17 protein-coding genes are annotated in these 17,889 nt (G+C 48.9%); 10 read left to right on the top strand and 7 right to left on the bottom strand.

Annotated features, from left to right (window positions below; genetic code table 11):
- Positions 1–108 precede the first annotated feature (108 nt).
- Positions 109–2,331, top strand: coding sequence for a polyribonucleotide nucleotidyltransferase (gene pnp / locus HYT76_05100; protein MBI2082926.1), 2,223 nt, complete (start codon positions 109–111; stop codon positions 2,329–2,331).
- Here pnp and HYT76_05105 read toward each other — a convergent pair.
- Genes HYT76_05105 through HYT76_05120 form a run of 4 tightly spaced genes read right to left on the bottom strand, consistent with a single transcriptional unit; the run spans position 2,273 to position 5,249 of the window.
- Positions 2,273–2,896, bottom strand: a complete 624-nt coding sequence (locus tag HYT76_05105; protein MBI2082927.1) for a dephospho-CoA kinase — start codon at positions 2,894–2,896, stop codon at positions 2,273–2,275. The two genes, pnp and HYT76_05105, sit on opposite strands and share 59 nt — an antisense overlap.
- Entirely contained in the window at positions 2,893–3,126 is a 234-nt protein-coding gene (locus HYT76_05110; GenBank protein ID MBI2082928.1) for a hypothetical protein, read from the bottom strand. Before HYT76_05110 ends, HYT76_05105 begins: the two co-directional genes overlap by 4 nt.
- A gap of 22 nt (positions 3,127–3,148) precedes the next feature.
- The gene (locus HYT76_05115) at positions 3,149–4,537 is read right to left on the bottom strand and encodes an HD domain-containing protein (protein MBI2082929.1); all 1,389 of its coding nucleotides are present in this window, start codon (positions 4,535–4,537) and stop codon (positions 3,149–3,151) included.
- Positions 4,509–5,249: a SurA N-terminal domain-containing protein gene (locus HYT76_05120; protein MBI2082930.1), complete on the bottom strand. Its 741-nt coding sequence runs from the start codon at positions 5,247–5,249 to the stop codon at positions 4,509–4,511. Before HYT76_05120 ends, HYT76_05115 begins: the two co-directional genes overlap by 29 nt.
- Positions 5,250–5,332: 83 nt before the next feature.
- Here HYT76_05120 and HYT76_05125 point away from each other — a divergent pair, with 83 nt between their 5' ends.
- The 6 genes from HYT76_05125 to HYT76_05150 all read left to right on the top strand — a co-directional run bounded on the left by HYT76_05125 (position 5,333) and on the right by HYT76_05150 (position 11,738).
- The gene (locus tag HYT76_05125) at positions 5,333–6,370 is read left to right on the top strand and encodes a rod shape-determining protein (protein ID MBI2082931.1); all 1,038 of its coding nucleotides are present in this window, start codon (positions 5,333–5,335) and stop codon (positions 6,368–6,370) included.
- A 20-nt stretch (positions 6,371–6,390) separates the two neighbouring features.
- Positions 6,391–7,236 (top strand): rod shape-determining protein MreC, encoded by an 846-nt coding sequence (gene mreC, locus HYT76_05130; GenBank protein MBI2082932.1) that lies wholly within the window; start codon positions 6,391–6,393, stop codon positions 7,234–7,236.
- A gap of 152 nt (positions 7,237–7,388) precedes the next feature.
- Entirely contained in the window at positions 7,389–7,709 is a 321-nt protein-coding gene (locus tag HYT76_05135; protein ID MBI2082933.1) for a hypothetical protein, read from the top strand.
- The gene (gene mrdA, locus HYT76_05140) at positions 7,709–9,544 is read left to right on the top strand and encodes a penicillin-binding protein 2 (protein MBI2082934.1); all 1,836 of its coding nucleotides are present in this window, start codon (positions 7,709–7,711) and stop codon (positions 9,542–9,544) included. The genes HYT76_05135 and mrdA overlap by 1 nt, the downstream gene beginning before the upstream one ends.
- A 2-nt stretch (positions 9,545–9,546) precedes the next feature.
- Complete coding sequence (rodA, locus tag HYT76_05145; GenBank protein MBI2082935.1) at positions 9,547–10,653, top strand: rod shape-determining protein RodA; 1,107 nt, start codon at positions 9,547–9,549, stop codon at positions 10,651–10,653.
- Positions 10,654–10,691: 38 nt separating this feature from the next.
- Positions 10,692–11,738 (top strand): hypothetical protein, encoded by a 1,047-nt coding sequence (locus HYT76_05150; GenBank protein MBI2082936.1) that lies wholly within the window; start codon positions 10,692–10,694, stop codon positions 11,736–11,738.
- On the opposite strand, the gene HYT76_05155 is transcribed toward HYT76_05150, so the two are convergent.
- Complete coding sequence (locus HYT76_05155) at positions 11,725–12,147, bottom strand: hypothetical protein (protein ID MBI2082937.1); 423 nt, start codon at positions 12,145–12,147, stop codon at positions 11,725–11,727. The two genes, HYT76_05150 and HYT76_05155, sit on opposite strands and share 14 nt — an antisense overlap.
- A 114-nt stretch (positions 12,148–12,261) precedes the next feature.
- Here HYT76_05155 and HYT76_05160 point away from each other — a divergent pair, with 114 nt between their 5' ends.
- The 3 genes from HYT76_05160 to HYT76_05170 are packed head-to-tail and all read left to right on the top strand — an operon-like array spanning position 12,262 to position 16,302.
- Entirely contained in the window at positions 12,262–13,422 is a 1,161-nt protein-coding gene (locus HYT76_05160; GenBank protein MBI2082938.1) for an alanine--glyoxylate aminotransferase family protein, read from the top strand.
- Entirely contained in the window at positions 13,415–15,004 is a 1,590-nt protein-coding gene (locus HYT76_05165; protein ID MBI2082939.1) for a phosphoglycerate dehydrogenase, read from the top strand. The genes HYT76_05160 and HYT76_05165 overlap by 8 nt, the downstream gene beginning before the upstream one ends.
- A gap of 2 nt (positions 15,005–15,006) precedes the next feature.
- Entirely contained in the window at positions 15,007–16,302 is a 1,296-nt protein-coding gene (locus HYT76_05170) for an adenylosuccinate synthase (GenBank protein ID MBI2082940.1), read from the top strand.
- Here the strand turns inward: HYT76_05170 and HYT76_05175 are convergent.
- Both HYT76_05175 and HYT76_05180 read right to left on the bottom strand, forming a co-directional pair.
- A complete protein-coding gene (locus tag HYT76_05175) occupies positions 16,292–17,227 on the bottom strand; it encodes a PD-(D/E)XK nuclease family protein (GenBank protein MBI2082941.1) in 936 nt (311 codons plus the stop codon). The two genes, HYT76_05170 and HYT76_05175, sit on opposite strands and share 11 nt — an antisense overlap.
- On the bottom strand, positions 17,224–17,871 hold the full coding sequence (locus HYT76_05180; protein MBI2082942.1) for a rhomboid family intramembrane serine protease: 648 nt from the start codon (positions 17,869–17,871) through the stop codon (positions 17,224–17,226). Before HYT76_05180 ends, HYT76_05175 begins: the two co-directional genes overlap by 4 nt.
- Positions 17,872–17,889: the final 18 nt, after the last annotated feature.

A 17,889-nucleotide genomic window follows, 5' to 3' on the forward strand; every position in this document is an offset into this window, starting at 1 on the left:
GGAGTGGGCTGCCTGATAATTTATCAGAGCTGCTTGATTGGAAAGTGGCTGTTGTAAGTTATCAGTGATTTCCCTCCCCAAAAGTTAATCAAAAAAGGAGTCAAAAACATGGTGTATTCAGTAGAGGCCAATCTTGGCGGTAAACGTGTTACTATAGAAACCGGTCGCATGGCTAAACAGGCTGGTGGTTCTGTTGTTGTTCAATGTGAGGATACCATTGTCCTCGTGACGGCGGTTGTTTCCAAGGAACCCAAAAAAGACGCCGACTTTCTACCACTCTCGTGTGATTATGTCGAAAAGACATTCGCTGCCGGTAAGATTCCAGGAGGTTTTTTTAAAAGAGAAGGTCGTCCCAGTGAACATGAAATTTTAACAAGCCGCTTCATCGATCGTCCTATTCGTCCTCTTTTTCCCGAAAAATTTCATTATGAAGTTCAAGTGATCGCGACGGTACTCTCTGCGGATCCGGGTACAGAGCCGGATACCTTGGCGATGATTGGAGCCTCTACGGCCCTCATGCTTTCCGAGGCCCCCTTTCAGGGACCTATTGCCGGTGTTCGTGTGAGTCGGGTCAATGGTCAGTTCAAATGCAATCCTAGTGTTGAGGAATCGTCAGCGAGTGACATTGAATTGATTGTTGCCGCCAGCCGGGATGCTGTCGTCATGGTCGAAGGGGAAGCGCAGGAGATCCCCGAAGACGAGATTTTTGCTGCGATCCGGTTTGCCCATGAGGCGGTGCAACCCATCTTAAAGATTCAGGAGGCATTGAGAGAAAAGGCTGGAAAACAGAAGATTGTTGTGACCGTTCCTGAAGAAGCTGAAGGGAATGAAGTCGAGCAGGAGGTCAGGAATCGCTATGCAGATGCCTTGGGGAAGGCGATTCGAATTCCGGAGAAGCAGAAGAGACAAGAGGCGGTAAGCCAGCTTCACGAAAAGGTTTTAGCCGAGATGTTACTGCCTGAGGAAGAGGACGAGAAAAAAGAAGGGGTTATTGAAAAGGCCTTTGAGGACCTTCATTATTTCTTGATGAGAAAGATGGTTCTCGAAGAGGGACGGCGTGTGGATGGTCGAAACTACGAAGCGATACGACCGATTTCTTGTCAGGTCGGGCTTCTTCCTCGTGCGCATGGGTCGGCCCTTTTCACGCGTGGGGAGACCCAGGCTCTTGTGACCACCACACTGGGTACTGGCGAAGATGAGCAGATTATTGATGCGTTGCTGGAGGAATCAACGAAGCGATTCATGCTGCATTATAATTTTCCTCCCTTTTCGGTTGGGGAGGTTAAATTCTTAAGATCACCCGGGCGTCGTGAGATCGGTCATGGAAATCTCGCGGAGAGGGCCTTGAAGAGGATGATCCCGTCTGAGAGTGAATTTCCTTACACCCTCCGGGTTGTTTCAGAAATTCTGGAATCCAATGGTTCTTCTTCGATGGCGACAGTCTGTGGGGCGACTCTTTCCTTGATGGATGCTGGTGTTAAGATCAAAGATCCTGTTGCTGGAATTGCGATGGGTCTTGTTGCCGAGAAGGAGAAGGTGGCGATCCTCTCGGATATCCTTGGTGATGAAGACCATCTCGGAGATATGGATTTCAAGGTGGCAGGAACTGAGAAAGGCGTTACTGCTCTGCAGATGGATATCAAGATTTCTGGTATTTCCGAGGAAATTTTGAAACAGGCATTAGAACAGGCCCGTCGAGGACGGCTGCATATCTTGAAGACAATGTTGGAATCTATTTCAACCTCACGTGACAACCTCTCTCCCTATGCGCCGAGAATCACTCAACTGACGATTCCAAAGGATATGATTGGGGCTTTGATTGGTCCTGGAGGGAAAAATATTCGAGGGATTATTGATGAGACAGGTGCCAAGATCGATGTTGAGGATGATGGTACCGTGAAGGTTTTTGCCGCGGATGAAAAGGTGATGCAGGTGGCTGTTGAGCGGGTCAAAGGATTTACCGCTGTTGCTGAACTGGGCAAGGTTTACAAGGGGAAGGTTGTCAAAACGACAGATTTCGGTGCCTTTGTTAATATTCTGCCTAATACAGATGGCCTGCTTCATATCTCGGAAATCGATTACCAGAGGGTGAATCGTGTTGAGGATCTGCTTCATGAAGGGGATGAGCTGGATGTCAAGGTGATCCGGATTGAAGACAACGGAAAGGTTGCCCTGTCCCGTCGTCAAACAATGCCGGCCCCGGAAGGTTGGGTTCCGCCACCGGAACGGGAGCGCAGTGAGCGACCCCGGCGAGGTCGTGAGGGCGGAGGGTTCAGGGGGCGCGGTGATCGCGATCGTGACCGAGGCCCAGCAAGACGCTCAAGATTTTAAGGAGCTGCCTCTCCGTCTGTTTGCTTGTCCCGGAATTATCGATAACAAAATCAGCAAGTTTTTCCTTCGTCACAGTAGACATTTGTGAAAGGATTCGTGTCATCGCCTGAGTCTCGCTGAGCTTATCTCGTTTCATCAGTCGCTTGAGTTGGATATTCGGATCGATTTTAACAAGAACGTTGAGATCCATCTTCTTGTTGAGACCGCTTTCAAAGAGAAGAGGGGCATCAATAACAACCATCTTCGCCTTGCGCCTCTTGAATCCTGATATTTCTTCTTGGATTTTTTTCAAGATTTCCGGGTGAGTGGTTGATTCCAGGATCCTTCTCTTTTCGGGATGGGAAAAGACGATCTCTCCGAGGATCGATCGATTGATCGTCTTATCAGGATTTAGGATTCCGTCACCAAAGACTGTGACGATTACCCGATAGGCCGGCTTCTTTGGTTTGATTACCTCATGAGCAATCCGATCGGCGTCGACAACAGGGATCTTTTTCTTTTTGAGAAATGAAACGACAAGCGATTTTCCACTCGCGATCCCCCCTGTGAGGCCGATGAGCTTCATCCACGAGAACCCTTGATCCCTTTAATAAAATCAATCATAGGAAGCACGGCTCGATCCCGAAACTCAAGGAGTTTTTCGATGATCTCTTTTTCTGTCTCTTGAGAGGAAATCAGAAGTTTTTTCACTAATTCAGAGACCTGTTCATACTCTGGAGAGAGCCGTTCATGAAGGCGGGCGACCATTGGGTTTGCCTTCGCCTGTTCCTCCATCATCCCCCAAAGATCCTTCACAAATTCTTTCTCACCAAACTTTTTATTTCTTTTCTTTTTTGATTTTTTCCTCGGCAATTTTCATCAACTCCTCTCTGGTGTTTTTTGAAGGGTCATCCAAGACGACCTCCAGGAGTTCCTTCAGGCTCTTTCCGATGAGCGGCCCCTCTGGAACACCAAGCTTCATCATGTCATGTCCGTTGATAGCAAGGTCTTTGATACTAAAAGGGGTTTTTTTCTCCAGTTCCTCGCCGATCCTCTTTCGGAGCTTCAGGACACCGCGGATTCCCTCGGGATAGCGTCCACCACGGTTGTCGGCGATCCTCAGATCGACAAGTTTGAGGATAACATCAGGACCGATTTTATTGATGAACCGGCGGATAGCCCGTTCCGAAAAGAACGATTTTGTCTGGAACATATGGTTTTCAATCATGTTCAGAGTTTCTTCCGTTTTGAGACCAATGGTTGAGAATTTCAGTGCCTCAAATCTCTTTTTGGCCATCTTGCGAGAGACGGTTTGATGACAATAAAAGGTTATCCGATTTTTTGCAGGGTCAAATCTTTGGGTTCTTGCCTTTCCGACATCATGGTAAAGCGCAGAAAGCATCAGTTCCAGAGTTCCGGAATACGGAATGGCTGTATCTTTGCGAGAGGCATCCAGGACTCGCATCGTGTGCATAAAGACGTCGTCGTCCTGAAACTTGTTTCCTTGTTTCACACCGACATTTTCTTCCAATTCAGGAAAAATATCTTTCAAGACGCCTGTTTTCTGCATCAGGATAAATCCGAAGGAGGGTTTTTCGGCACTCAGCAGTTTTCGAATTTCTTCCGCGATCCTTTCTGCAGAGATTGTTTTGATCAAGGAGGCGTTTCTACTCATCGCCTCATAGGTTTTCTCTTCCACCGTGAGCTGAAACCGGGCGGCAAACTGGATCCCACGCAGGATTCTTAAAGGATCTTCCTCAAAAGCCTTGTCAGAAACCATTCGCAACAGCCGATTTCGAAGGTCCTCTTGGCCATTAAAGGGGTCCACCAATCGGTCTGTCGCAATCTCTTTTGCCATCGCGTTGATCGTGAAATCGCGACGGGAGAGATCGATTTCTGCCGGAAGCGAGGGATCAAAACTGATTTCAAAATCCCGATGCCCCGGTCCACTCGACATCTCACGACGCGGAAGGGCGATATCATAGGACTCATGGGGTTCTCCCTTCGGATAAAATTTGATGACTCCAAAGCTTTTGCCGACCAGAAGAACCTCTCCGAAATTTTTCAAGAGATGGGTAAGCTCTGTGAGCGGCAGAGAGGTGACCAGAAGGTCTCGGTCCTTATGTTCGAGTCCCAGGAGCCGGTCCCGAACGGTACCTCCCACCTCATAAACTCCAGCTCCTTTTTCGAGCAGGGCCTTAATAAAGTTCGATTTCTCTTTGTTCACGAAATTCTGTGATCCAATGCAATAAGAGACTGTTTGAGGAAACAGGGGATTCACCTTCTTTGAGGGTTTTTGCCAAGGTCTTTTCCCACGGTTCAAACGAGACCTGAGCCAGCTGAAAGAGTTTTTCTCGAATGAGGTCTTTTCTTAAGGCGTCTTCAAACTCTTCTCCGTAGGCCCGTCGATAATAGGGTCGAAAACGTTGATGATAACCTTCGATGTCAAACACCCCGTTTTTGGAAAAATTTTGGTTCCCCTGGATCTCCTGGGCCAATGCCTCATCAGAGGCGTTAATTCCAAGACTCCTCGCATAAAGAAAGAGGACTTCCTGTGAGATCAGTTGATCCAAAAGATTCTGGCGAAGGAACTCTTCAATATTTTTTGGCATCCCTTCTTTAAATGACTCTTTGGTCCTCGAGAGGGTATCTTCCAACAAAAGGTCAAACTTCTGCCGCGGGATCAGATTTTCCCCGACACGTGCAATTGCCTGTTTTTGATTTAGAATGTCCCCTCCAAATTGGTTGTAGCCAAAAAAAAGGGCAAACGAGAGCGTAATCAAGAGGAGGGTTATCTTGATGACCCAGGAGCTAGCCCTTTTTCGAAGTAGATCTAACATTTTTATTGGGGGGATCGCTGCCCCTCCGCCTCCGGCGGAGCGGGCCCCATCCCCCCAGTCCCCCTTCATTCGCCCTGGCAAAGCCAGAGGCTCATTCACCTGTGGTGAAGTAGCTTGGAAAATGCTTGAAAATCAACAAATATATTGCCATGACCGGATGGAAAGATTAGAAAGCGAATTCAATGATTTTCGATTCCATTATCGGTCTTTTTTCCAATGATCTTGCGATTGACCTTGGGACAGCGAACACGCTTGTCTATGCGAAGGGGAAAGGGATCATTGCCTTTGAGCCTTCTGTTGTTGCGGTTCAAAAAGACGCGCGGGGGGGAACCAAACGGGTTCTTGCAGTAGGAAAAGAGGCGAAGGAGATGTTGGGTCGGACCCCCGGATCGATCGAGGCGATTCGTCCGATGAAAGAGGGGGTTATTGCCGATTTCGAAGTGACCGAGGCGATGCTCCGCTATTTCATTCGGAAGGCTCACAACCGGAAGACCCTGATTCGCCCGCGTATCATTATTTGTGTCCCTTCGGGGATTACGGAAGTGGAAAAACGTGCCGTACGCGAATCTGCAGAATCTGCCGGCGCTCGTGAGGTTTATTTGATCGAGGAACCGATGGCCGCTTCGATCGGTGCCGGTCTACCGATTACGGAGCCCTCTGGAAATATGATTGTTGATATTGGTGGGGGGACGACGGAAGTGGCGGTTATTTCTCTGGCCGGTATCGTCTTTAGCAAGTCTCTCCGGATTGCGGGGGACAAGCTGGATGAGTCGATTATTCAATATTTGAAGCGAAAATATAATCTCCTGATTGGAGAGCGGACCGCTGAACAGATCAAGATCGCTATCGGGACTGCCTATCCAGAGAGTGAAGTTCGAACCATGGAGGTCAAGGGGCGTGATCTCGTTGCTGGAGTTCCAAAAACTCTTGAGATCAATTCAGAAGAGGTCCGTGAGGCGATCCAGGAGCCGGTCAATGCGATTGTTGAGAGCGTCAAGGTTGCCCTCGAAAGAACGCCACCAGAACTCTCAGCCGATATTGTTGATCGCGGGATTTTTCTTGCTGGAGGCGGGGCCTTGCTTCGAAATCTTGATGTTCTGATTCGTGAGGAGACAGGGCTTCCGGTGATGGTGGCCGAGGATCCAATGACCTGTGTGGTTCGAGGGACAGGGATGGCGTTGGATCAGTTGGATACGCTTCGCGGGATAACGATTAGTTAGAAGCCTTTCTTTAACCCAAAATGGCAAGGCGTCCTCCCTTAAAAAAATATCGAGTCATCCTTATCTTGATCGGTCTTCTTCTTGCCCCAGCCTATTTTTATTATCAGTCATCTCAGGGAATGGGAGGTCAACTCCGCTGGTCTGAACGGATTTCCGTTTGGTTGCTGAGCCCTGTCTTTCATTCTATGGTGGAAATTCGGGGAAAGATTTCCACGGTTATTCACCGATATTTTTATCTCGTCAACACGGCAAAAGAAAACGAAAAGTTGCGCTCCGAGCTTCAGCAATACCACCTCAAAGAAATTTTTTATGAAGGGATTGCCCGTGAGAGCGAACGATTAACGGCACTCATTGATTTTCAGAAGCATCTTGATTTTCAGACGATCCCCGCTCGTGTGATCAGTTTTTCTCCGGTGGGCGAATTTCAAATAGTGACCGTTGATCGCGGGAAAGAGGAAGGGATCCGGCGTGGAGCGGTGGTTCTCTCATCGAAGGGGTTGGTAGGACGTGTGATCAAGGTTTACCCTCATGAATCCCAGATTCTTTTGGTTACCGACCCTACGAGTGTTGTGGATGCCGAGGTCAAGAGAACGGGGGCGAGGGGACTTGTCGTGGGGCGTGGTGTTGCCCTCGGTTTTACGAGAGAGATCTTTGTGGGGGCTTTTGAGTTGTGGGAAAGTTCTCAGGAGGTTGCCGATAGTGACATCCTTCTGACATCAGGACTCGATGGGGTTTTCCCAAAGAATCTTCCGATTGGGACCACGAGGAATGTTCGCAAAGGGGAGTTCGATGTTTTTATCAATGGAGACGTCGTCCCTTTTGTTGATTTTTATAAACTGAGAGAAGTCTTAATCTTAAAACCTTGAAACGCCTTCTTCTGATGACATTTCTTTTTCTGGTTTCCTTATCGTTCCAAGCGTTTTTTCCCCATTTTCCTTTTGCTTCCTGTCGATTGGAACTCCCTCTCCTTGTCATTTTTTATATCTGTTTTACCTTTTCTCTTTTAAAAGGAGGCCTTTTGATTCTTCTTTTTGGATTTCTTCTCGAGGCGTGGTCGGTTCCTTCAGTCGGTCTCGTGACAACATCTTATCTTATTGTCTTTTTTACCGTAAAGATTCTGGAGAATCATTTGTTTCTCGAAGGAATTTTGATGCGAGGTCTCTGGACAGTTGTTTTTGTTTTTTTTCAAAAAGGTCTTGTGGCTGCTTTCTTTCACGAAGAGACCTTGTTCCCATCCTGGTTTTGGCTGACAGGACAAGCTTTACTTCATGGATTTGTTTTTCTTGGGTTTTTCTATCTTGTTTCTAAGGCAGAAGGGCAACTTCGAAGGAGAACGTAATGCTTGATTTCTCTCAGGAAGGGGTCAAAGAGCTCTCCTCAAAAGTCATTTTTGGTTACCTGGCCGTCGCCGCGTTTTTTATTTTTATCATTTTCAGACTTGGTTACCTCCAGGTGGTTCGGGGCCATTTCTTCTGGATGCTTGCTTCAGAACACAAGCTCAAGGAGATTCGTATTCCGGCGACTCGGGGAGCGATTCTGGATCGGCATCGTCGTGTTCTTGTTAATAACAGACCTTCACTCGATCTAGTTGTGGTTCCTCAATATGTGGTGAATAAGGCGGCGCTTCAAAAAACCCTCGAAAATCTTATTTCTCTTCCTATGGAGCAATTTGAATCGAGCTGGCAGGTGGCTAAACGTCTCCCCCCTTTCTATCCTTCACGAATTTTTTCGGATATTTCGTATGATCTTGCCGCTCGCCTGAAGGTTGCCCAGGTGACAGCAGTCGGGGAAGAGGATTCGTGGGATCTGAGGGGGATCGAAATTGTTCAGCGCCCTTTAAGGCGCTATCCGCTGGATTCTACCGCTTCATCGATCCTCGGATATCTAAGGGAAATTTCAGAAGAGGATTTGACACATTTTCAGAAGAGCGATCCTGACAAATATTGGCCGGGGGATCTGATTGGAGTCGCTGGTATTGAAAAGCAGTGGGAGACTGTTCTTAAAGGCGAGGATGGACATCAGATTAAAGTTGTGGATGCGGTAGGTCGCGAAATTACGACGCCGGATGTCGCCTATCTTCTGAAAAAAAAGGCCCCTCTTCCAGGGAGTCATCTGATTTTGACAATTGACAGAGAGCTTCAGAGGTATGCGGAAGAACAATTTCAGGGTCAAAGTGGAGCGCTCGTGGCCCTGGATCCTCATACGGGAGAGATTTTTTCCCTTGTGAGTCTTCCCTCTTATGATCCTCGAGCCCTCTCTGCGAATATCACAGCTGATTTTTGGCAGAAGCTTGTTGCCGACCCGAGGAAATTATTGCTCAATCGAGCGGTTCAGTCTTATCCGCCTGGCTCGACGTATAAAATTTTAACCGCCATCGCAGCACTTGAAGAAAAGGTCATTAAACCCGAGGAAAAGATAAACTGCGCCGGCGGTCTTCATTTTGGTGGAAGATTCTTTCACTGTTGGCGCGAAGGGGGGCATGGTCTCACCGATCTTCGGAGGGCCCTTGCCGAATCCTGTGATACCTATTTTTACCAGGTTGGCCTGAAATTGGGGGTTGATCGTTTGGCAAAGTATGCCGCTCTTTTCGGTTTGGGAGAGAGAACCGGTTTGGATCTGGAGGAGGAAAAGAAAGGGCTGATCCCTACCGAGGCTTGGAAGAAAAAGCTCTTTGGTCAGCCTTGGCTCCCTGGAGAGACCTTGTCTATTGCGGTAGGGCAAGGATCGGTTCTCGTAACTCCGCTTCAGAATGCGCTGCTTGTCTCTTCGGTCGCAAATGGTGGTCTCAGGATTCGTCCGACTCTTTTAAAAGAAGCGGGAGAGATTCCCTCAGAAAAGATTTCAGTTTCAAAAGAGACATTGGAGATTGTCCGCACTGCATTGGGAGATGTTGTTGCGAGTCCTTCAGGGACAGCCCATGGGAGTCGTTCCTCCCTCGTTTCTATGGGAGGCAAGACAGGGACCGCCCAGGTGATCAGTGAGGAGGGGAGGCGGAGGGTCGGAGGAGGGGAGCAATTTCGTGATCATGCCTGGTTTGTCGCCTTTGCTCCAGTAGAGGATCCAAAAATTGCCGTTGCGGTTCTTGTCGAGCATGGTGGCTTTGGTGCCTCGGCTGCCGCGCCGATTGCCAAGAAGGTTATCGAAAAGTTTTTTGAGATTTCGAAGGAGAAGTAAGAATGTTGAATAAAACTTACCGTTCTCACTTTCACTGGCCCCTATTGGGTGTCACCGTCGCCTTGGTTTTTATCGGGATTCTGAATCTCCACAGCGCCACCTATAATTTGGCTCGAGGAGAGACCTCTCCTCTCTTGTGGTCGCAAATCACCTGGCTGGTGATTGGTACGGGGGTTGGCGTTTTCTTTTTGATCCTTGATTATCGGATTCTGATTCGACTGGCCTATCCGGCTTATGGAGTCTCCCTTCTCCTTCTGATTCTGGTTGTTTTTTTTGGAAAGACAGTTGCTGGAAATCGTAGCTGGCTTGTTGTGGGACCCTTGACATTTCAGCCATCAGAATTTGCAAAACTGGCCCTTGTGGTCGTTCTTTCCCGCTATCTCTCAGATCATTTAAAAGAGAAAGGGGGATATGGTTTTGTCGATCTCTTGCTTCCAGGATTTTTGTCAGCGCTTCCATTGTTTCTCATTGTGTTAGGAAAAGATTTAGGTTCTGCTCTTTTTTTTCTTGTTGTTTCAGTCACCTTGCTGCTTTTTGTCGGTATTCGACGGCAGGTTTTGCTTTTCTGTTTTGCCTTTATCCTCATTGCCGGGACGACTGCCTATCAATTTGTTCTCTCTCCTCATCAGCGGGCGCGGATCGAGGCCTTTGTGAATCCTGGGGCTGATCCTCGCGGGAAAGGGTATCATATCCTTCAGTCGAAGATCACAGTAGGCTCAGGGAGAATTTTAGGAAATGGCTATCTCAAGGGGATGCACAGCAAGCTTCTCTTTCTCCCCGAGAAGCATACTGATTTTATCTTTCCGGTTCTGGCGGAGGAATGGGGTTTTGTGGGTTCCATGGTTGTTTTGGGGCTCTACGGCGCTCTTTTTGTCTTCGGACTTGAAATTACACGGAAGGCGAGGGACCGGTTCGGGTTTTTTCTGGCCTTGGGGATAACGGCCCTCCTTTTTTGGCAGACAGTGATCAATTTAAGCGGCGTGTTAGGGCTCATCCCGTTGACAGGGGTGACCTTTCCGCTCCTTTCTTACGGTGGCTCTTCCCTCGTGACGATCCTGATCGGGATAGGATTGCTGCTGAATGTTTCGATGAGACGGTTTATGTTTTAAGGAGCAACTGCCGGGCGATTCTTTCGATGATGACTCCAATGGCTGAACCTATCGCCCAAGATCCTTACAACCGACATATTGTATTCCGTCAGGAATTTGCGGCGGCAGCGCTTGCGGTGAGCTCCCTCGCCAATATTATTCCGTCATATCGTATTGCGGCATCGGAATATGAAACAGGGTCTCTCGATGGGATGTTTTCCCAGGCCCCTTCCTGGGCGAGGAATCTTTATGATCCTGAAAAAAGGACAGGAAGGATTTGCCGGCGTCTCTTTTATCCCTCCGTTGGTCCTTCTTCTGATCTGCCAACAACGCTTCATCGAGCGGCAATGCCATGGATGGCGGCAACAAGCGCCGGATTTCTCATCTCCCAAGGGATCCGTCTGTTTGGCAACATCGGTGAGCCGTCTGGAGATCCATTAAAGTTCGGTATCATCATAGGAGATACACTCGGTGTCTTTTTCTTTGCGATGCGCTCCATCCATTATCTTTTAGGGACCTCTCAAGCGACGCGTGTCTCGTCCTTATTTTCACAAACGATGCTGGCTCGAGGTCAAATAGCCTCGGCGATCGGTTCTGGTATTATTGCTGTCACGGGGATTTTCAAGCTACTTCAGGAACACCTGAAACCGGATGAAAATACCCCTCCCTCCAGGAGGCTTTCGACGATCCTTTATTCCACAATGGATATTGTGTACGGTGCTCCTTCTGTTTTGAGTGCGCTTTATTTTGTTTCTTCCTCAAAATCTTTCATAGGGAGAGGAAGCATCGTACAGGCGGAACAGGCGGCCCTTGGATTTGCCCGGTGGAATCGATCTGCATTTCTTGCCGGGAGAACACTCCCCATTCTTTCAGGACTTTTGGTTATGTTGATAAGTTTGGTTAACTTTTTTTTCCTTTCCACGAATGAAAAGGAAGAAAAGTCGTCGTGTATTGGCTTGGCAATGGGAGGGGTCAATATACTTGGTGCTGTTTCTGCCCTACCGGCGATTGGATTTTTGTCGGCCTTCCTGATGATTCCTTCCTTTGCACTCGGAATCTGGCAGACGTCAATTGATTATGGACAGAATCCTGCTAGGGACAATTGAAAGATTGGTTTGGTTCACAGGAGAGCGGGGGTAATTGACAGAGCCTGCCAATAAGCTGCTGGAAGCGACCTTCGTGACATGTTGTCTGGAGTTGGAAGAAGTCACGTACAGGCGAGGTGATCCGAAATTTTTTCCCCTTACCACAAACAAATTCGGCAATCTCATCGGGTCTCATCGCTGCTGCAGAGGCCTCGGCATCACTTTCGCAAGGGCCGATCACCTCGACTAAGACGTTAGTCGGATCTGAGTTTATCGCGACCAATGCGTTTCCCGATCCCAAGGGGTAAGGTTTTAGTTTGCGATACTCCTTTTCAGGGGTTGTTGTGGGTGGATTCCCTGTTTCAAACCTAAAGCAGCCAGCGAGTGTCCCCAAAAGGGCCGTAGCCAATGCAAGTCTGATTCGTGACATAGAACCTCCTTAAAACGTTCTTATTTTCGGCAAATCCCTAATAATGTTTCTTGTTTTCTTCTCCTTGACGGATTTCGGTCGATACGCTTACATTGCCGTCGTTTTCGATTAACCATGAAAAAATATCGTCTATTTACACCTGGTCCCACGCCTGTTTCTGAACAGGCCTCCCTCGCGATGGCCCATCCGATGATCCACCATCGGACAAAGGTGTTTGAGGGGATTATCCAGGAGGTAAGAGACGGACTTCGATGGCTTTTTCAGACAAAACAGGATGTTTTATTGCTCGCCTCCTCCGGGACAGGGGCGATGGAAGGGACAATCACAAATCTCTTTTCAAAAGGAGATCGTCTGATTGTTGTTGATGGTGGGAAATTTGGTGAGAGGTGGTGGAAGATTGGACAGGCTTACGGCCTCGAGACCGACATTATAAAGGTAGAGTGGGGGAAGGCGGTCGTTCCACAGGAGATCGAAAAAAGGCTCAAAAGCGGGAATGTTCGCGGGGTTCTGGTCCAGGCCTCCGAGAGCTCGACCGGGGTCTATCACCCGATTCGGGAGATTGCCGAAATTGTCAGGAAATATCCGAATTGTCTTTTGGCTGTCGATGCGATTTCTGCCTTGGGGGCGATCAATCTTCCGATGGATTCGTGGGGGATCGATGTCTTGTTGGCTGGTTCTCAAAAAGGGTTGGGACTTCCTCCCGGCCTCGCCTTTGTGGCGCTTTCCGAAAAGGGGTGGGGGTTTGTTGAAAAGTCGACCCTGCCTCGTTTTTATTTTGATTTCAAAAAAGAACAGAAAAATCTCCAGAAGAATCAGACCGCCTATACACCGGCGATCAGCCTCATTGTCGGTCTGGCAGAGGCACTCAGGGAACTCAAGAAGGAAGGGCTTGAAGAGTTGTTCGGCAGGCATGAGCGGATGGCGCGTGCTACGCGTGAGGGGATGAAGGGGTTGGGACTCAAACTCTATGCCGAATCTCCGGCCAATTCCTTGACGGCGGTTTGTTCTCCGGACGGTATGGATGCCCAGAAAATTGTCAAACATCTCCAGGAAAAATATAATCTGACGATAGCCGGTGGTCAGGATGACGCCAAGGGGAAGATTTTCCGGATTGCGCATCTCGGTTACTACGATGAGCTGGATGTCGTATCGGTACTGGCGGCTCTAGAGTGGACGCTTACCGATCTTGGTTACAAATTTCCGATGGGGAGTGGGGTTGCAGCGGCGATGCAGGCACTACGTAACTCCCCTCCAAAGAGGAGCGACAGTGGTTAAAATATTAATCAGCGACAAGCTTTCGGAAAAAGGATTGGCGATCTTAAACAAGGCGACTCATCTGCAGATTGATTACAAGCCTGGGCTTTCAGTCGAAGAGCTCAGAAAAATTCTTCCCCTCTACCAGGGGCTTATTATTCGGAGTGGCACAAAAGTGACCGGGGATCTGATAGAGATTTCCAATCTTCAGGCGATCGGCCGAGCCGGTATCGGTGTTGATAATGTCGATGTCGAGGCGGCGACTAAAAAAGGGATCGTGGTGATGAATACACCGTCCGGGAATGCGGTCACGACGGCGGAACATGCGATCGCGATGATTTTCGCGGTCTCACGACGGATCCCGCAGGCAAACGCCTCGCTCAAGAGTGGTCGATGGGAAAAGGGGAGTAAGTTTATCGGAAGCGAACTCTGTAACAAGACGCTCGGTGTCGTGGGGGTCGGGAATATCGGTCGTATCGTTGCCGACAGGGCTTTGGGGCTTAAGATGAAGGTCATCGGTTACGATCCTTTTCTTTCGCGGGAGATGGCGGAGAAGATGGGGATTGAATTGGTTGAGTTAAACGACCTTTTCAAAAGATCGGACTACATTACCCTTCATGTTCCTTTAAATGAGAAGACCCGGAATCTCGTCGATCGCAAGGCGTTTTCCCAGATGAAGCGTGGTGTCTATCTGATTAATTGTGCTCGAGGAGGGATCGTGAATGAGGCGGATCTAAAAGTCGCTATTGAGGAAGGGATCGTTCAAGGTGCTGCGTTCGATGTCTTCGAAAAAGAGCCCCCTCCGCCGGACCATCCTTTTCTCAAGATGGATCAAGTCGTCGTGACCCCTCATCTCGGGGCGGCGACCGATGAGGCCCAGGAGAATGTCGCTATTGAGGTGGCCGAGATGATGGTCGATTTTTTTGCCACGGGGACTGTCAGAAACGCTGTGAATTTTCCCTCTATCTCCGGAGAGGTGATGAAGATTCTCGGTCCTTACATCCGACTCGCAGAAAAGCTTGGTTCCTTGGAGGGGCAGCTTTTGGAAAAACTACCTCGAGAGATCCATATCGAGTATCGCGGAGATATTTCGCAATATAATGTGACCGCAGTCACCCAGTCGGCGCTCAAAGGACTGATGTCGAGGATGGTCAATGATGTTACCGTCAATTTTGTGAATGCCCCGATGATTGCCAGGGATAGGGGGCTTAAGGTGGTGGAGTCTCGTGTCAGTGAGCAGGGGGATTTCGCAAGCTTGGTTACCCTGACGCTAAAAAATGGGGAGACAATCCGCTCCATCTCCGGAACCATTTTTGGGAAGATGAACCCCCGTATCGTGCAGATCGATGATTTTTATCTCGAGGCGGTTCCTGAGGGGACGATTCTTGTGATCCATAACTATGATCGTCCCGGTGTTATCGGAAATATCGGAACCCTTTTGGGAAAACGGAATATCAATATCGATCGGATGCAGCTCGGGATGGAAAAGGGGACCGCTGAGGCGATCGCCCTTTATAATGTCCATGGGGATGTCTCCGAACAGGTTCTGGATGAGATCCGAAAGTTGCCGAATATTATTTCTGTGAAAAAGGTTGTCCTCTAACCATGTCCAACGTTGTTATTGTAGGGACTCAATGGGGAGACGAGGGGAAGGGGAAGATCGTTGACTTCTTTACCGAGAAGGCGGATCTCGTTGTCCGATTTCAAGGGGGGAATAACGCCGGCCATACCCTTGTGGTCGCCGGTCAGAAAACCATTCTTCATCTGATTCCTTCGGGGGTGCTTCATCCGCAGGTTACCTGTATCATTGGCAATGGAGTCGTGATTGATCCCCAGGTTTGTCTTCAAGAGATTCGGGATCTCAAGTCCCGCGGCTATCTTAAGAAAGAGGACCAGCTTTTTATCAGTGAAAATGCCCATGTGATCTTTCCGTATCATCGGGAGATCGATCTCCTGCGTGAGGAACGACGCGGAAAATCGAAGATCGGGACAACGGGTCGTGGGATCGGTCCTGCCTATGAAGACAAGGTGGCAAGGATGGGGATTCGGATGCAGGAGCTTGTTTCTCCGGAGAGGTTGAAAAAACGTCTGGAAGAGGTGTTGCCGGAGAAGAACCTCTATATCGAAAAAATACTGGGAGGTCGTCCACAGTCTTTTCAGGAGGTTTTCGAAAGCTATTTGCAGGATGGCAAGGAGCTTAAAAAATATGTGACGAATACCTCGATCTTGTTGGATCAGGAGATTCGCCAAAAAAAGAATATCCTCTTTGAGGGGGCGCAGGGGACTTCACTCGATGTTGATAGCGGCACCTATCCGTTTGTGACCTCCTCCAATACGGTCGCAGCGAATGCCTGTGTCGGTTCCGGCATCGGTCCAAAATCGATCGATGAGGTGATTGGTGTCTGCAAGGCCTATACGACAAGGGTTGGCGGGGGGCCTTTTCCTACTGAGCTTCAGGATGAGGTGGGGAAGAGGCTTCAGGAAAAAGGGGGAGAATTCGGAGCGACGACCGGTCGTCCGCGTCGGTGCGGTTGGTTGGATCTCGTTGTTTTACGGCATGCCGTTCGTGCCAACGGATTAACCGGGCTTGTTGTGACCAAGCTTGATGTCCTGTCGGGGCTCAAGACCCTGAAGGTTTGTGTCGCCTATAAGTATCGTGGAGAGTTCTTCAGGGAAATGCCGTCATCGGTTGAAATCTTGCAGGAGTGTGAACCAGTTTATGACGAGATGAAGGGGTGGGAGGAAAATCTGGAGGGGGTAAAGAGATTATCCGATCTTCCGAAGGCGGCTCGTACCTATCTGGAACGGATCGAAAAGGAATCGGGGGTTCCTCTCAGCTTGATTTCGATAGGCCCTTCGAGGGATCAGTACATTTTAATCAAGGATCCTTTCACTCGCTAATTTCAAACGAACGAATTTTACATAAATCCTTCCACGGGCACCACGGTTCGCAGGGTTCCTCGCGAGACGGAAATTTTTCCTCACGAATTTCCTGTACGATTGATTGAAGGTGCTTCGTTGTGGTCTCGAAAAGCTCTTTCCATTCGATCTCGGAAAAAAAACTGCTTGAGGAGGGGTGGATCTTGAATCCGTCGGGGAGCAGAGACGAACGGATCATGCCGGCATCCATTGAGAGATCCGAGAGATGGTAGTAGAGCCCGCCGATTGGTTCGTACTCCGGGAGGAGGAGTTTTTGGACAGCGAGAAGATACAGAGGAAGTTGAAATGCCTCTCCTCGCCGCAACTGGTTTCCGGTAATCTTTTGAGAGCCTGTTTTATAATCAATGATGAGAAAACGTTTTGATTCATGATCGACATCGATCCTGTCGATTCTCCCCTTGATCCGAATTCCCCCCCCTTTGCCATCCGGTAATTCCAACGGCCCCTTTTTTCCAAACGACCACTCGAAGGTGGTTGGTTTTAAGGAGCTCTTTGTTTGTTCCATTGAAATTTCTTTTTCCAGGACCTGTGTCAGGGTTTTTTCGATCCTTTCTTTTTGAAAGGAGAGCAGGGCAGGGATCAGGTGAGGCCGATTCTTCTGATAAGATTCCAATGTCTGCACTGTGATTTTCCGGAGGGACGCTTGCAATTTGTCTTTTGAAGATATCCCGATTTCCTTCGCATGCTTTTCAAAAAAAAACTGGAGAATGCGGTGGATAAGGGTTCCAATCTCCAAGGGGGTCAGTTCTGGTTCTTGGGGAGGTATCGGTTCAAGACCCAGATAGGATTCAACATAGAATCGAAACGGGCAGAGCAGAAAATCTTCAAACTCAGAAGGGGTGAACAGGTGGTCTGTGAGCCATGTCTGGAATTTTGGGTCGCTCATCGCCGGCTCCTTTTTTTGAAGGCAGGAAGGAGGAGGAGCCCGGCAACGAAACCTCCGAGGTGTGCATAAAGCGCGATCCCCGTGGAGGCTCGGGTCGGTCCATAAACCTGAATCAACTGGAGCAGCACCCAACCCCCAAGGACGAGCCAGGCGGGGAGGATGATGGTTCGGAAAAAGTAAAAGATCGGCACAAGGATCATGACTTTTGCCCGAGGAAAGAGGAAGAGGTAGGCGCCGAGAACGCCCGCAATCGCCCCGGAGGCCCCAAGGGCCGGGAGCCTGGAATCAAAATCAGAATAAATCTGGGCAAAGGCGGCGATGAGGCCACAAAGGAGGTAGAAAAAAAGAAAACGGAAAGGACCGAGGCGATCTTCAATATTGTCTCCAAAAATCCAGAGGTAGAGGAGATTGCTGCCGATATGGAAAAAACCACCGTGTAAAAACATCGAGGTAAAAAGGGTGATTACGGGAGGAGGACCAACTTTAAACTCATAAGGGATGATCGCGTAGCGGTAGAGCAACTCTTTGGAGGCTTCGAGAGGAAGAAGGAGTTGGAGTCCAAAGACAAAAATATTGATTGAAATCAATAAGATAGTCATCCAAGGAACGTGGTGTGTCTGGTTGAGGTCTTTGTAAGGGATCATTGACAGTTCTTCTTGGCC

It is taken from the genome of Deltaproteobacteria bacterium, assembly GCA_016180845.1.
Lineage (GTDB): Bacteria > UBA10199 > UBA10199 > JACPAL01 > JACPAL01 > JACPAK01.